At 41.6% G+C, this 15,015-nt stretch carries 16 protein-coding genes; all 16 read right to left on the bottom strand.

Annotated features, from left to right (window positions below; translation table 11 throughout):
• Positions 1–87 precede the first annotated feature (87 nt).
• The 16 genes from DRED_RS10345 to DRED_RS10420 all read right to left on the bottom strand — a co-directional run bounded on the left by DRED_RS10345 (position 88) and on the right by DRED_RS10420 (position 14,954).
• Complete coding sequence (locus DRED_RS10345) at positions 88–1,752, bottom strand: ribonuclease J (protein WP_011878267.1); 1,665 nt, start codon at positions 1,750–1,752, stop codon at positions 88–90.
• A 233-nt stretch (positions 1,753–1,985) separates the two neighbouring features.
• Entirely contained in the window at positions 1,986–2,876 is an 891-nt protein-coding gene (dapA, locus tag DRED_RS10350; protein WP_011878268.1) for a 4-hydroxy-tetrahydrodipicolinate synthase, read from the bottom strand.
• Positions 2,877–2,901: 25 nt separating this feature from the next.
• Entirely contained in the window at positions 2,902–4,128 is a 1,227-nt protein-coding gene (dapG, locus tag DRED_RS10355) for an aspartate kinase (protein WP_011878269.1), read from the bottom strand.
• A gap of 2 nt (positions 4,129–4,130) precedes the next feature.
• Positions 4,131–5,153 (bottom strand): aspartate-semialdehyde dehydrogenase, encoded by a 1,023-nt coding sequence (locus DRED_RS10360; protein ID WP_011878270.1) that lies wholly within the window; start codon positions 5,151–5,153, stop codon positions 4,131–4,133.
• A gap of 49 nt (positions 5,154–5,202) precedes the next feature.
• The gene (locus tag DRED_RS10365) at positions 5,203–5,787 is read right to left on the bottom strand and encodes a dipicolinate synthase subunit B (RefSeq protein WP_011878271.1); all 585 of its coding nucleotides are present in this window, start codon (positions 5,785–5,787) and stop codon (positions 5,203–5,205) included.
• A 23-nt stretch (positions 5,788–5,810) separates the two neighbouring features.
• The gene (gene dpsA / locus DRED_RS10370; protein WP_011878272.1) at positions 5,811–6,713 is read right to left on the bottom strand and encodes a dipicolinate synthase subunit DpsA; all 903 of its coding nucleotides are present in this window, start codon (positions 6,711–6,713) and stop codon (positions 5,811–5,813) included.
• 109 nt (positions 6,714–6,822) lie between these two features.
• Positions 6,823–7,620 carry a 4-hydroxy-tetrahydrodipicolinate reductase gene (dapB, locus tag DRED_RS10375; protein WP_011878273.1) on the bottom strand — a complete coding sequence of 266 codons (798 nt, stop codon included), beginning with the start codon at positions 7,618–7,620 and terminating at the stop codon, positions 6,823–6,825.
• Between the two features lie 213 nt (positions 7,621–7,833).
• Entirely contained in the window at positions 7,834–8,103 is a 270-nt protein-coding gene (locus DRED_RS10380; RefSeq protein WP_011878274.1) for a YlmC/YmxH family sporulation protein, read from the bottom strand.
• 12 nt (positions 8,104–8,115) lie between these two features.
• Positions 8,116–8,466, bottom strand: coding sequence for a hypothetical protein (locus DRED_RS10385; protein WP_011878275.1), 351 nt, complete (start codon positions 8,464–8,466; stop codon positions 8,116–8,118).
• Positions 8,467–8,563: 97 nt separating this feature from the next.
• Positions 8,564–9,832: a M16 family metallopeptidase gene (locus DRED_RS10390; protein WP_011878276.1), complete on the bottom strand. Its 1,269-nt coding sequence runs from the start codon at positions 9,830–9,832 to the stop codon at positions 8,564–8,566.
• A 128-nt stretch (positions 9,833–9,960) separates the two neighbouring features.
• Complete coding sequence (locus tag DRED_RS10395) at positions 9,961–10,710, bottom strand: polysaccharide deacetylase family protein (RefSeq protein ID WP_011878277.1); 750 nt, start codon at positions 10,708–10,710, stop codon at positions 9,961–9,963.
• 130 nt (positions 10,711–10,840) lie between these two features.
• Positions 10,841–11,533: a spore cortex-lytic enzyme gene (sleB, locus tag DRED_RS10400; RefSeq protein ID WP_238442501.1), complete on the bottom strand. Its 693-nt coding sequence runs from the start codon at positions 11,531–11,533 to the stop codon at positions 10,841–10,843.
• Between the two features lie 227 nt (positions 11,534–11,760).
• Positions 11,761–13,983 carry a polyribonucleotide nucleotidyltransferase gene (locus DRED_RS10405; protein WP_011878279.1) on the bottom strand — a complete coding sequence of 741 codons (2,223 nt, stop codon included), beginning with the start codon at positions 13,981–13,983 and terminating at the stop codon, positions 11,761–11,763.
• Between the two features lie 148 nt (positions 13,984–14,131).
• Entirely contained in the window at positions 14,132–14,401 is a 270-nt protein-coding gene (gene rpsO / locus DRED_RS10410; protein ID WP_011878280.1) for a 30S ribosomal protein S15, read from the bottom strand.
• An 88-nt stretch (positions 14,402–14,489) separates the two neighbouring features.
• Positions 14,490–14,711 carry a hypothetical protein gene (locus tag DRED_RS10415; protein WP_041274581.1) on the bottom strand — a complete coding sequence of 74 codons (222 nt, stop codon included), beginning with the start codon at positions 14,709–14,711 and terminating at the stop codon, positions 14,490–14,492.
• A gap of 12 nt (positions 14,712–14,723) precedes the next feature.
• Positions 14,724–14,954 (bottom strand): hypothetical protein, encoded by a 231-nt coding sequence (locus DRED_RS10420; protein ID WP_041274582.1) that lies wholly within the window; start codon positions 14,952–14,954, stop codon positions 14,724–14,726.
• Positions 14,955–15,015: the final 61 nt, after the last annotated feature.

A 15,015-nucleotide genomic window follows, 5' to 3' on the forward strand; every position in this document is an offset into this window, starting at 1 on the left:
TACCTTAAGCATATCGGGACTGTTATACTTTCCAATATACCATAGAAAAAACCCCTGTCCTTTTGATGTAGGACAGGGGTTTTAACCTTATACTTCCATGATGATCGGTAAGATCATTGGCCTTCTCCTAGTTCTTTCGTATAAAAACTTGCCTAAGTCATCTCTAACTTGAGACTTAATTGCTGCCCATTCCGAAATTCCACGGGTACAACATTTATCTAAGGCTAGTTTAACCTTATTTTTTGCTTCTTCCATCAGAATTTCCGATTCGCGAACATAGACAAATCCCCTCGAAACAATGTCAGGTCCTGCTAGAACCTTATTGTTTTGTTTATCCATGGTTACAACCACGATTAAAATACCATCCTGCGATAATTGCTTTCTATCTCGCAAAACAATATTTCCAACATCCCCAACGCCTAGCCCGTCCACAAGAATTTTTCCCGAAGTCACTCTTCCTGCCATTCTGCCATACCTACGGGAAAACTCAAAGACCTGGCCATTTTCGCCCACAAAAATATTTTCTCCAGGGATTCCAAGTTCACGGGCCAACTCCGCATGCTTCTTCAGCATTCTATATTCTCCATGAACAGGTATAAAGAATTTAGGGCGAACTAAATTAAGCATTAACTTTAATTCTTCTTGACTGGGGTGACCAGAAACATGAATCCCGGAAACAGCTTCATAAATTACCTTAGCACCCAACTTAAAAAGTTGATCAATAATCCGAGCAACTAATTTCTCATTGCCGGGTATCGGGGTAGCAGAGATGATGACAGTATCTCCCGGCATAATATCAACTTGCCGATGGTCATTCATAGCAATTCGGGTTAATGCAGACATAGGTTCACCTTGACTGCCTGTGGTAATAAGGACAACCTTATTTTTGGGCAGTCTAGCGGCTTCATCTAATTCGATTAAAGTACCCTCCGGTATATGAATGTATCCCAATTCACTGGCTACTTGCATGACATTTACCATACTTCGTCCCACTACTGCCACATGACGGTCATACTTATGGGCAACTGAAATTGCCTGCTGAAGTCGGTGGACGTTGGATGCAAAGGTTGCAATAATGATTCTTTCCTGGGCATGCCTGAAGGTTTCGTCAAAGGTATTACCAACCACCCTCTCAGACATGGTATAGCCCGGCCGCTCAACATTGGTACTATCCGACATCATTACTAATACACCCTTTTCTCCCAGAGCTGCAAATCTTGGAAGATCAATGACCTCGCCATCTACCGGTGTTTGGTCAATTTTAAAATCTCCTGTATGCAACAATGTCCCCACAGGTGTATGAATAGCAATGGCCATTGCATCCGGTATACTATGAGACACTCTGATAAATTCAATCCTGAAAGGCCCTATATGAATGGTATCTCTTGGTTTTACCGTATGCAATTTCACCTGATCCAACAAATTATGTTCCTTTAATTTTCCTTGTACTAGCCCTAGGGCCAGCTTAGACCCATATACAGGAACATTGATTTGTCGTAAAACATATGGTAGCGCACCTATGTGGTCCTCGTGACCATGTGTAAGCAAAATACCCAAAACCTGTTCCTTATGCTCCAATAGGTAAGTAATATCCGGGATTACAATATCTATACCCAGCATTTCCTCTTCTGGAAACATTAAACCACAGTCAATAAGTACAATATTTTCCCCAAATCTCACCGCAGTCATATTTTTACCGATCTCGCCTAATCCCCCCAAAGGAATTACAGCTAATTTTGGTTCTTTAGCCAAAACCGCACCTCCTAAAATATATCTAGTGTCAATTAAAATTGCTACAAATAAAGTAATTTTACGGTGAGAAACTAGGAGAAGGCGGGGAAATATGTGATTTTATACTGACGTGGAAAACCGTTCCTTAACACCTACGCAATAAATTATACTCAAATTAATCCCTAACGGCAATATAATTACCCGTAAGTGCCAAAATAATACAAAAGGATACACAAAAAGTGTATCCTTTATTCTTACAATAAATGGAGGTTATTCATAATATTTTTTACAGTTTCGATTTCCTTGGCCGTCGCCTCAACTAAGGGTAATCTCACACCACCTACCGCAAGCCCCTTTAGGTTTAAGGCTGCTTTGACCGGAACTGGATTGGATGTTATAAACAACCCCTTAAAGATCGGGAAAAGTTCTTTATGGAGATTAGCCGCAAGGGTTGTATTCCCAGAAGTAAAGGCATCAATCATCTCCTGTATTTGCTTACCGGCAATATGAGCCGCCACACTAACAATCCCCTTGCATCCTAAGGACAGCATTGGTAGTGTCAAAGAGTCATCTCCGCTAAAGATGATAAAATCCTCAGGTAGGATGCGACGTAATTCAGATACCTGATTGATATCCCCAGCCGCTTCTTTAATGGCCACAATGTTTGGTACATCCTTGGCCAGTCTTTCCACTGTGGCGGGCAAAACATTAATTCCAGTCCGCCCCGGAATATTGTAAAGCATTACTGGCAAGCTGGTACATTCAGCGATAGTGCGAAAATGCTGATAGAGTCCTTCCTGGGATGGTTTGTTGTAATAGGGAGCCACCAGCATAACTCCATCACAACCAACCTTTTCAGCTTCTTTGGTTAGGATAATACTGCTGGCGGTATCATAACTTCCGGTCCCAGCAATAACCGTTGCCTGCCCTCCAACTTCTTCTACCACTGCTTTAAATAATTGAATCTTTTCATCCTTGTTCAGGGTAGGAGATTCTCCAGTGGTTCCACTAACAACCAAACCATCTGAACCATTTTCCACCAGATATCTGCTTAGTTTTTTAGCCTGGGTATAATTCACGGACATATCTGGATGAAAAGGTGTCACCATGGCCGTAATAACCCTGCCAAAATCCACTGTTGACATTGACTTTCACATCCCCTCAATAACCTTATTCCCTTTGACCTAACTTAAACTTTCGATGCAAGGCACGTATGGCTTTCTTCATGTTTTCCTTTTCAACTAAGACCCAGATTGTTGTATGGGAGTCGGAGGACTGCAGTATTTCAACCCCTTCTTCTGTCAATGCCTGAATAATGCTGGCCATAACACCAGGAACCCCCGTCATCCCTGCGCCAACCGTAGATACTTTGGCACAATTTGGTTTCACTTGCGGAAAAACACTTAGATTTTCCAATACATCAACAGCCTTCTTTGCAACTTCATCCTTCACTGTTAACATTATTAACTCTGGACTGACATTAATAAAATCTATACTGATATCTGCTAAGGCCAGTGCCCGGAATATTCGCAATGCTGGATCTTCCACTGCAATATCCTTGGCAATTATTTTTAACTGTGTAACCCCTGCAATATGGGTAACACCACATGCCAATCGATCCCTTGTAATATCTATGGTTCCATAAACTCCATGATGACTGGTCACCAGGGTTCCTGGGGAATCCAAAAAGGTAGATCGAACACGAAGAGGGATATTTTTTTGCATTGCTATTTCCACTGCCCTAGGGTGAATAACCTTTGCTCCTTCATGGGCCAGCTGGCATATTTCATTATAAGTTACTGAATCTAAAATCCTTGCGTCCTCCACAATCCGGGGGTCCGCTGTCATAATACCTTCCACATCTGTATAGATATCAATATACTCTGCATTGAGGGCTACTCCCAATGCAGATGCTGTGGTATCACTGCCACCGCGGCCTAGGGTCGTTATGTCGCCACCTTGACAGATGCCTTGAAACCCTGTTACTATAACAATTTTCCCTTGTTCCACATGCTTAATAACATTTTGAGGCTCAACTCGAATAATCCGTGCATCATTGAAATTATCATCTGTTATGATACCCGCTTGAGCCCCTGTTAATAAAACTGCCTGATGTCCCATGCGCTGGAGTGTATTAGCCATTGCTACCCCAGATATAATCTCACCACAGGACATTAACATATCCATTTCTCTGGGTGGAATGTCACGGTTTATGGATAATGCAAAATTGAGTAACGTATCTGTGGCATAGGGTTCACCCGCTCGACCAATGGCAGATACCACAACAACCGGTGAAAACCCCTCATCTACAGCAGCAATAATTTTGTTTGCTACTAGCTCCCTAAGTTCCTGGGTAACCAGAGAAGTTCCACCAAATTTTTGGATAATAAAACGCATATTTACTCCTTCTTCATTAAGCTGTCATATTTTAGCACTAATTCAGCAATTTGAACGGCGTTGGTGGCCGCACCCTTGCGAATCTGGTCACCCACCACCCAAAGATTCAGACCCTTATCAATGGTATTGTCTTCACGAATACGTCCTACAAACACTTCATCACGGTCTGATGTAAACAGAGGCATAGGATAAACCTTATTGGTCACATCATCCTGAACAATGATCCCAGGTGCATTGGCCAATATTTCTCTGGCCTGGTCAGCTGTAATTTTTTCTTCTGTTTCGATATTAATGGACTCCGAGTGGCTACGGTAAATTGGTACCCGAACAGTGGTAGCAGTGATTTTAATATTGTCATCATGCATAATTTTTTGTGTTTCTTTAACCATTTTCCACTCTTCTTTGGTGTAATCCATTTCTTGAAATACATCAATATGTGGAATTAGATTAAAGGCAATCTGATGTGCAAATTTATTAGGAGGATATTCCCTTCCGTCAAGGGTTGCTTTCACCTGTTCAGTTAATTCTTCAATTCCCTCCTTACCAGCTCCAGATACAGCTTGATAAGTTGATACAACAACCCGCTTAATGCCAGCAGCATCATGAAGGGGTTTTAAAGCAACTACCATAATAATGGTAGAACAGTTGGGATTGGCGATGATTCCTTTGTGTTTTTTAACATCCTCCGGGTTTACTTCCGGCACCACCAAAGGAACCTCGGGATCCATTCGATAATTACTACTGTTATCAATAACTACGCAACCACGTTCAACCGCTGCTTTCCCAAACTCTAAACTTGCTTTTCCACCAGCAAACAAAGCTACATCCATCCCGTTAAAGGAATCGGGGGTGGTTTCTTCAACCAGATACTTATGACCTTGGAACTCTATTTCAGTCCCTGCAGAGCGGGAAGTGGCACAAAGTCTTAACTTATTAATAGGAAAATTGCGCTCTTTTAATATATTTAAAATTTCTTTCCCTACTGCTCCAGTAGCACCAACAATAACTAGATTAACTGTATTCAAACAAGTTTCCCCTCCTTGAAGATCCTTAGATACCCCCGACCGGCTTCTGCTAGTGTTGAACTAGCACGGGCTGTATTTGTTTTCCCTGCAGTGCCTGTTCAATGGTATCGATAATAAGATCGATTCTGTATTTTAAGGAATTTGGTTTTCCGGCAGGACTATCCTGACCAAATGGTACCATATATATGTTCTTGGTGTTAATAAGCAATCCCAGATTTTTTGCGTTGATACCCAATCCATCATTGGTGGATATGCCAAGGATAACTGGTTTCTGATTACGCAAATGTGCTTTCGCAGCCATTAGTACCGGTGTATCCGTGATACCATTGGCTAATTTGGCCATTGTATTCCCTGTACAGGGAGCTATTATAACAATGTCCACTAGTTTTTGGGGTCCCACAGGTTCAGCACCGGTAATGGTATTGATTGGTTCCTTACCAGTTATGTCGGCTAACATATCCCGCCATTTTTTAGCTGTGCCAAAACGGGTATCTATGGTATCAACAGCAATACTAACAATGGGATAAACTTCTGCACCTTCATTTACTATTTCTTGGATTTTGGGCATTATTTCATCTAAACAGCAATGAGATCCTGTAAGAGCAAAACCAACGCGAAGTCCTTTTAAACGCATATTCCGCACCTCCGTAAGCCTTTCTACTGTCCGCTCTTTCGTTGCAACTCTTGGGCCAACAAATTAGGTATTACCCTGGAAAGAATTTGCCCAGCGGTTTTTGGTGCCACTTTACCGGGAAGTCCCGGTGCTAAGAGGGCTTTAATACCTAATCTCGCTGCAGCCTCAAAATCTGTCCCACCGGGTGGGGAGGCAACGTCAATTATCACTGCATCCTCCCTTGTCTTGTTTAAGATGCAGTTTGTTAAAATCAATATGGGAACAGTATTAAAAATAATCTCTGCCTGGGTTATTGCATCAGGTAATTCCTCAAAGGATATTGACTTCATACCCATCTCGTATGCCCTGGCCCTATGAGTTGCCGACCTTGCCACAACAGTGACCTTTGCCCCCATACCGTGAAGTAATCTTGCAATACTTGCTCCGGTACGTCCAAATCCTAACACAAAGGATTCACTGTTATGAATGGTGATTGCAGTGTTCTCCATAGCCATCTGAACAGCCCCCTCCGCTGAGGGAATGGAGTTTAAAATTGCAACTTCATCCAGATCAAGTACCGTAATAAGTTTTACATTGCTTCTTTGTACAATTTCTTTCAACTTAGGTCGGGCAAAACCAACAAAAATTGGAGCCTGGGGAGGTAGCTTAACAAGCAACGCTTCCGAAAGTACCAGTGGTTTCTCTTCATATACACAATAGAGATTGCCACTCTCAAGGATACCTGGTACCGGTAATATGACTGCTTGAACTTCCTCCAGCGCTTCTTCTAGGCTTTGGTAAAGTGTGACATGGGGAGGATCGTTTTTAACAGGTAACCCCACTACCCTCACATAGGCACCCAGACGAGATAAAGTAGAAACCAGTACAATCTCCCTGGCATCACCACCTAGAACAGCCACTTTTACTCCTTTTAAATCGGGCTGCATTTTTCACCCTCCTCTCTGCCATCTGTGACACACTACATGATATGAAAGATCGGAAGGGGTGGTGCTTGTACGTAAGGCCTACAGTCAGTGCGGAAAATGCCATATTTAGTTATTCAAACAATATGTTTTCTAATCCATAGACCATATGGTCCAAACTCATAACCTTTCTTACTGCCAATATGAGTCCCGGCATAAAGGATTCTCTAGCAATGGAATCATGGCGAATGGAGAGGGTTTGCCCAGTACCACCAAAAATTACCTCCTGGTGAGCCACAAAACCAGGTAATCGAATACTGTGAATTTTCATTCCCTCAAAGTCCCCACCCCGGGCACCATCAATCTTTTCGAACTCACTGGGCATACCCTGGGACATGTTCCCCCTTACTGAGGCAATGGATTCTGCTGTCTTAAGGGCAGTCCCTGAAGGAGCATCCATTTTCTGGTCATGATGAAGCTCAATAATTTCCACATTGGGAAAGTATTTCGCTGCTTCGGTTGCAAATTTTATCATTAGGAGCGCCCCAATGGCAAAGTTTGGTACAATGAGGCCTCCTATTTTCTTTTCTGAAGCTGATTTTATGAACCCTTCTATTTCCGATGCAGCCATTCCAGTGGTTCCAATAACCGGTCTTACACCATGCTTCAATGCCAATTCTATATTTTCCTGAACAACACCAGGACGTGTAAAATCAATTAAAACATCCGGCTTTAGCTCTAGTAGGACTTGCTCGATATTATTAGATATTTGAATATTTACCTCTGGCTTACCCAGGAATGATCCAATGGATCCATGAAATTCCTTGCAATCCATAGCTCCCACTAATTCCATTCCTTCTGCATTTAATACTGCCTTGCAGGACTCCTGGCCCATTTTACCTAGAGCACCTGCTACTACAACTTTAATCACAAAACCACCACCTTTATATTTATGCAGGTCAAAGACTGTTTTGAATTTAATTATCCATTACCACATTTAGGATTGTCAAGTTAGATACATCCAGTGTATTGTATACCTGGTGTTCATAGTAGGAATATTTTGTCTTTTGAACAATAATATAGCAATATACTGTCAATAATATGCCTCTTTCGTTCTTTGTAATAAAAAAATCCCTGATTGGGATTAATAAGAATATTTTTGTAACACAGGATTACACTGATCCATCTCTATAATAATAACTTCTTCTCCTATTTTGCGGATACTATCCCAAGGGATTATCATATGTTGCTTATCCATCCACATCGTAACAAAGTTCGTTCTCCTTGGTAAAATAATGGAAACCACTGTGCCGGATTCAACATCAATGGTAACATCGGATTCCCCCACGATTCCCAGTCTTGCACCATTATTAATATTGACAATTTCTTTTCCAACCAACTCGCCTAACCGCAAAGGAATCCCTCCTTATCTAAATCTTAGCCTTTTAAGCCCATAAAATATACGATTAAAAAAGGGACTCAGGACTGCTAAGATAAAGGATATGGCTGCCATAGGTTCCAGTGATACAACAGAAATTGAAACTCTGGAGGGTACATCAATTTCTAAAAAAGTAGTTAGCATTACAAGGGACAAATAAATACCGCCCGCAGTCCCCACGAGTCCTGCCAAGGATTCAGAAAGTGCCGAGGATTTACTTTCCCCTATTGCATCCCATTCTTTACGCATTTGTTTTACTCTCATTCGCTCTTTCATAGAAAAAATTACAAAAAAAGTAGCAAACAGTCCAACAATGATGCTTCCTAACAATACTCCCACCTCCCTAGTAAATTCTATGGAAGTGGTTGGGTAAATATGACATAATATCTACATTCAACCAATTTGATTAAAAACCCCCTCTTATGAGGGGGGGTTTTTAATCTTTTAGGGTTTCCAGAACCTTCTTCAAATCACCGCAATCCTGCCAGGGACCAATAGCGGCCATGGAGAATTTATCCGGCTGAAACAATTCTTCAGCAACCCTCACGGTATCTTCTAGTGTAACACGATTTAATTTTTCTACAATTTCTTCAGGGCTGTAGACCTTACCCAAATATAGCTCGGACTTGCCCAACCTGCTCATATGTGTATTAACACTTTCCAATGAAAGCAAAAGGTTTCCTTTGAGTTGATCCTTGGCCCTTTGCAATTCCTTTTGGGATATGCCATTCTGCTTAATATCTTTTATTTCCTTAAAAATAAGTTCCATGGCATTGTTTACATTCTGCTTGCTTAGGCCAGCATAAACTCCGAAAATACCCGTGTCATGGTAGGAACTATGGTACGAATATACTGAGTAAACCAACCCCCTCTGTTCCCTTATTTCTTGAAACAGTCTAGAGGAAAGACCTCCGCCCAAAACAGTGTTGATAACCTGGGCAATATATAAACTATCATCATCCAGACGCAACCCCGGTGCCCCGATTACCATATGTACTTGTTCCGTTTCTTTGCTCCGACAATTTACTTCAATGCTGTGAGTGGGTTTTTCAAGTTGCCTTCTCACTTGATTTCCGCTCATATTGCCAAATAACGGTGCAAGTTTGTTTATCACCTGCTGGTGTGTGATATTACCTGATACCGAGACCACAATACGATTGGGAGCATAGTTCTCTTTCATAAATAAACGTAAATCCTGATAGGAAAAACTGCTGACAGTTTCTGTAGTACCAATGATAGGTCTGCCCAGTGGGTGTCCTGCCCATATGGTCTTAGCAAACATGTCATGAACCAGTTCATCTGGTGCATCCTCATACATTTTAATTTCTTCCAAGATAACATTCTTTTCTCGCTCTACGTCCAGTTCGGATATATTTGAGTGAAATAACATATCTGTTAGAACATCGACTGCTAGATTAAAATGTTCATCCAATACCTTGGCATAGTAACAAGTGTACTCTTTTGTGGTAAAGGCATTCAATTGCCCTCCCACTGCATCCAATTCTTCAGCAATTTGTTTGGGTGTTCGATGCTTTGTTCCTTTAAACATCATATGTTCAATATAGTGAGAAATTCCAGCTGTTTCATCACTTTCATCCCGGGAACCAACATCCACCCAAATCCCCATGGCCACTGAGCGGACATGGGATACTTGTTGTGTTAATATTCTTACTCCATTTGGTAGTACTTCTTTTTGATAAAACACTACAACACCCCCTGGAAGCGCAATTATGGAACCTTCTCCATGATTTACAAAAAACCCTTTTTATATTTAAGATTATAGACAATTATGGAGTATCAATGTAAGTATCCCCCTTTTAAGCTAGCCTATGACTATTTATATGTCTTTCTTTTTTCAGATTCAACATTTTGCGGAATACCTTCAATAATCTCTCCCACTTTAACAAATTCAAAGCCTTCACTTTTCAATTGTTTGATCATTTCGGGAAGTGCTTTAACTGTGGGGTCTGTTGGATGCATTAACACAATTGCTCCGTTATGGGCCTTACTAACCACCCTTTGTTTAATTATTGCCGGAGCCGGCCTCTGCCAGTCAATGGTGTCGATACTCCAGAGTATAAAGGAATATCCCTGTTCCTGGGCGGCCTTTAATACTGCTGGACCCTTTTCTCCATAGGGGGGTGCATATAGCTTTGGTCTTTTATGAATTGCATCATAGATCAGTTTCTCTGCCCTTTGCATATCACTTATATTGCCATTTTTACTCAGGCGATCTGGATGAGGATGTGAATAACCATGGGAGCCAATTTCATGCCCTGCACCATCCATTTTCTTAAGTAACTCAGGAAAGTCTTCCACCCAGGTGCCACCGGCAAAGAAGGTAATTTTAATGTTTTCATCCTCAAAAATCTCTAGCATTTTAGGTATGTATTCTTCTCCCCAAAAAACATTACAGGCTAAAGCTATTTTCTTTTCCTTATCACTGCCTTGATATATAGGTGCAAAAACCCTTTCATGTTTTTCATTGGTAGCTAAAACACCTAAACCAATTAAAAAGAGGACAATCAGTAGCCAAAGAACCGTCTTATATAACCAGCCCCTTCGAATAAATAATATTCGCATATTCTCCCCCCTAAGTTTTCCTCTTCTTCAAACTGTATGCCTCTAGATGCAGGATTATTTCTGAACAAATATAAAACCCCTCAAAATGAGGGGCTTTATATCATTCGTTGTTTCGCCTTATGGGGGTTATTTAATTAGCAAAAACATGATTACCAATTTTCAAGGAAATAGGTCTACTCCAAATCCACCGGCTAGTGGCAGTTTTGGGATTCCAATAGTAGATAGCACCCCTTGTGGGATCCCAGCCTTTGATAGCCGCTTCTACTGCACGAAAGGAGGCTTCATTAGGCTGCAAGTAAAATTGTCCATCATTTACAGCTGTAAAGGCCCAGGGTTGAAAAATCACATCCTGAACAGTACGTCCAAACTGACCCGAGAGTACCCTATTTAAGACCACTGCCGCAACTGCAACCTGCCCCTCGAAGGACTCTCCTCTGGCCTCACCATGCACCACCCTTGCTAAATCATAAATATCTTGCCTTGACAACGGAAGAGAACCCCGCGATGTAGTTGCAGTGGCCACAGAAGCCGTCCTGGGCCTCTGGCCACTATTTCCACTAACCTGCGCAATCATAGTCCTGGCAGTGGCCCGACCAACCACCCCATCGACTTTCAGTCCATTTCGAGCCTGAAATTGCTTTACTGAATTGTAGGTTTGCCACCCAAAAATTCCATCACTTTTTCCAGCTTTATAGCCTAGATAGTTTAGGTTATTTTGTAATTGTTGTACATCATAACCTTGTATACCAAGTTTTAAGGTTCTGTCACCCAGATAAGCTTCTGCCTCCCCCTGAAAAAGCAGCATCCCAAATAGAATTGGCACGATTAACAATATGGATAGCCATGTTTTCTTATCGATACTACCACCTCTTTTATAAGCTCTAGTCTACTCTACCAGATACTATCATTTTATAGATACTTTGGGAGGTTGGCAAAGTTCGAATAGCAGGTTTAGCCCATATTGTTTATAATAAGCCCTCACGAAAAACATATAGCCGGCAAACGGAAGTTTAATCAAAAGAAAACTCCATTTTACCGGCTAATGTGATTTTATTCCTTGGTAGCTTTTGGACGACTAAAAGGTCTTCGTTCTCTTTTTTCTGGTTGTTCTGAAGTGCTTTCGGCTGGTGCCAGTCCCATATCCCTCATGGCTTCTTTTTTAGAAAGTTTCAACCTGCCCTGTTGATCATAACCAATGGCTTTAACGGCTATTACTTCCCCTTCTTTAACAATATCTTCGGTTTTCTCAACCCTTTGGAAAGCCAACTGTGAAATATGGACCAGTCCCTCTTTGCCTGGTAGCCCCATAACACCGGGAATTACTTCTACAAAGCAACCAAAATCGGTTACTCTAGTTACTTTACCATTGTATAGCTTGCCAACTTGAACTTCGGCTGTTATAGACTGAATAATTTCCAACGCCCGTTTACCCTTCTCTCGGTCAACAGCCGCAATAAATACTCTTCCATCATCCTCGATATCAATATCTGCACCAGTTTCTTCGACCAATTTCTTAATAATTTTGCCACCAGGTCCAATGATATCCCTGATTTTATCGGGATGGATACTTGTACGGATAATGGCCGGAGCATGCACAGAGATTTCAGCTCTAGGAGTAGACAGAACCTCCAACATTTTTCCTAAAATAAACATCCGGCCACGATGGGCTTGTTCCAGAGCTTGTTCAAAGACTTCTCTGGTGATACCAGGGATTTTAATATCCATCTGGAGAGCCGTAACACCATTGGCGGATCCAGCAACTTTAAAGTCCATATCCCCTAAGTGGTCTTCTAAGCCCTGAATATCAGTGAGGACAGTAAACTGATCTTCCTCCATGATTAACCCCATGGCTACACCAGCAACAGGTGCTTTTAATGGAACACCAGCATCCATTAAGGAAAGGGTACTGCCACATACACTTCCCATTGATGTAGACCCATTTGATTCAATGGCTTCAGATACCACCCGAATGGTATATGGGAATACTTCTTCAGGCGGTATCATTGGTTCCAGTGCCCTTTCTGCCAAGGCACCATGACCAATTTCACGACGGCCAGGAGATCTCATGGGCTTTGTTTCACCGGTGCTAAAGGGTGGGAAATTATAATGATGCATATAACGCTTACTTTCTTCAACACCAAGGCCATCTAATATCTGCTCTTCACTAATGGACCCTAGGGTAGCAACAGACAGAATTTGTGTTTGTCCTCTGGTAAACAATCCAGTTCCATGGGTACGTGGCAGTACCCCAACTTCTACTGAGATAGGGCGGATTTCATCGATTGCCCTACCATCAATGCGAAGTTTATCATGGGTAATTATCCGACGGACAACTTTCTTTTCGGCCTTTTCAATCAACATAGTAACTTCTTTAGGGTTCTCAGGAAATTGTTCTAAGAATTTTTCTTGCAGTCCTGACATAACCTCATCCATATAGACTTCTCGTTGCTTTTTGGTTAGCTTCTCCCTAGAACAATGCAGAACGGCTTCCCGAATTGCTTCTTCAGCAATTGTTAAAATAGCTTCTGACATATTGGAGTCAAATTGTGGTTCAGGAATCTCCATTTTCTCAAAGGCTAATCCCATGCCCAAAGCTTCTGTTCTAAAGTCTTCAATAAATTTAACAATTTCTTTTACTTTTTCGTGTCCATACATAATGCCTTCAAGCATTTCGCTCTCGGGTACTTCTTTGGCACCTGCCTCAACCATCATTACAGCATCATCTGTGCCTGCCACAACAAGGTGCATATCACTGTTTTCTGCTTGGCGAACCATTGGATTAATGACAAACTGTCCATCCACTCTTCCAACAATGACCCCACCAATGGGCTTTTTCAAGGGGATTTTGGAAATATGTAAGGCGGCTGATGCCCCAATCATAGCAGCTATTTCAGGTGCATTATCCTGATCCACTGACATTACTGTGGCCACTACCTGCACTTCGTTTCTCATGTGCTTAGGAAAAAGTGGACGAATTGGGCGGTCAATTAAGCGACCAGATAAGATTGCTTTTTCGCTAGGACGACCTTCCCTTTTAATAAATCCTCCGGGGATTTTGCCAACAGCATAGAGTCTCTCTTCATAATCCACTGTTAGCGGGAAGAAATCAATATCCCGGGTGTTTTTAGCCACTGTAGCCGTTACCAGAACAACAGTTTCTCCATAAGTTACCAGCACAGCCCCACTGGCCTGCTTGGCCATTCGACCTGTTTCCAGAGTGAGGGTTCTTCCCCCCAAGGATATTTCCCTGATTAATACTTGATTTTCAGACACTCTTCTTACCTCCAAAGTTCTGTACTTGACAAATCTTAGCAATTCGACATTTTTAATAGTATTTCCTTCTTAATATGAGAAAAATACAAGTTCTTTATTTTTAAACCAATATAAAAATAATAAAAGTGGGCAAGATAGCCCACTTTTATTATTTACGTAATCCAAGTTTTTCTAAGATAGTACGATACCGATCAAAGTTACGGTCACGCAGGTAGTTAAGTAATGCACGACGTTGACCTACCATTTTTAAGAGACCACGACGGGAGTGGTGATCCTTCTTAAAGGACTTTAGGTGCATGGTTAATTGATTAATACGCTCGGTTAATAGAGCAATTTGAACCTCAGGAGAACCTGTATCACCTTCGTGAGTCTTAAAATTCTCAATAATTTCATTCTTCTTTTCTGGGGATAGAGCCAAGATGTTCACCTCCTTATTCTTATTATCCCTGTTATCCAAGACAACCGCCGGAGTAAGCAAATCCCCTAGATAACAGTTCCTTGGGATATTATTTCCCAATTATGGTTATCACCAAACGGCCATTTTCAATATCCTTTGCAACAATATCAAACATTCGACCTGATTTGGCAAAAAAACCTCTAAATCTTGTGGCTGTTGGTATACGGCCGGGAATCCCTCTGGCTGCAACAATAATATCAGATGTTGCTATTCTATCCTGACGCAGGTCCTTTAACCGCTTACGGGCATGTTCCGTAATAATTATACGCATACCATGCTCCACTTAGCAACTGTTATATTGATAAGTGCGGTTATCATCCTCTTCTTGGGCCAAAAAGGCATAGAGTGCGTCTTGAAATGCAGTAATTCTTACATTATCCATATTGGAACGAACATAGAGAGATTCTAACTCTCGCTTAAGAGATTGAAACTCTTCGCTTACACATATTAATGCAATATGATTAAGCCAGCGTTTTACCTCCTCATCAGGCGTATCAATCTTTGGATACCCCACGGACAACGTCTCCTTTCCTAATAATATCGGGACGTTTGCCGCATTTATTGTAGCACAACCA

The organism is Desulforamulus reducens MI-1, assembly GCF_000016165.1.
GTDB classification, from domain to species: Bacteria; Bacillota; Desulfotomaculia; order Desulfotomaculales; family Desulfotomaculaceae; genus Desulfotomaculum; species Desulfotomaculum reducens.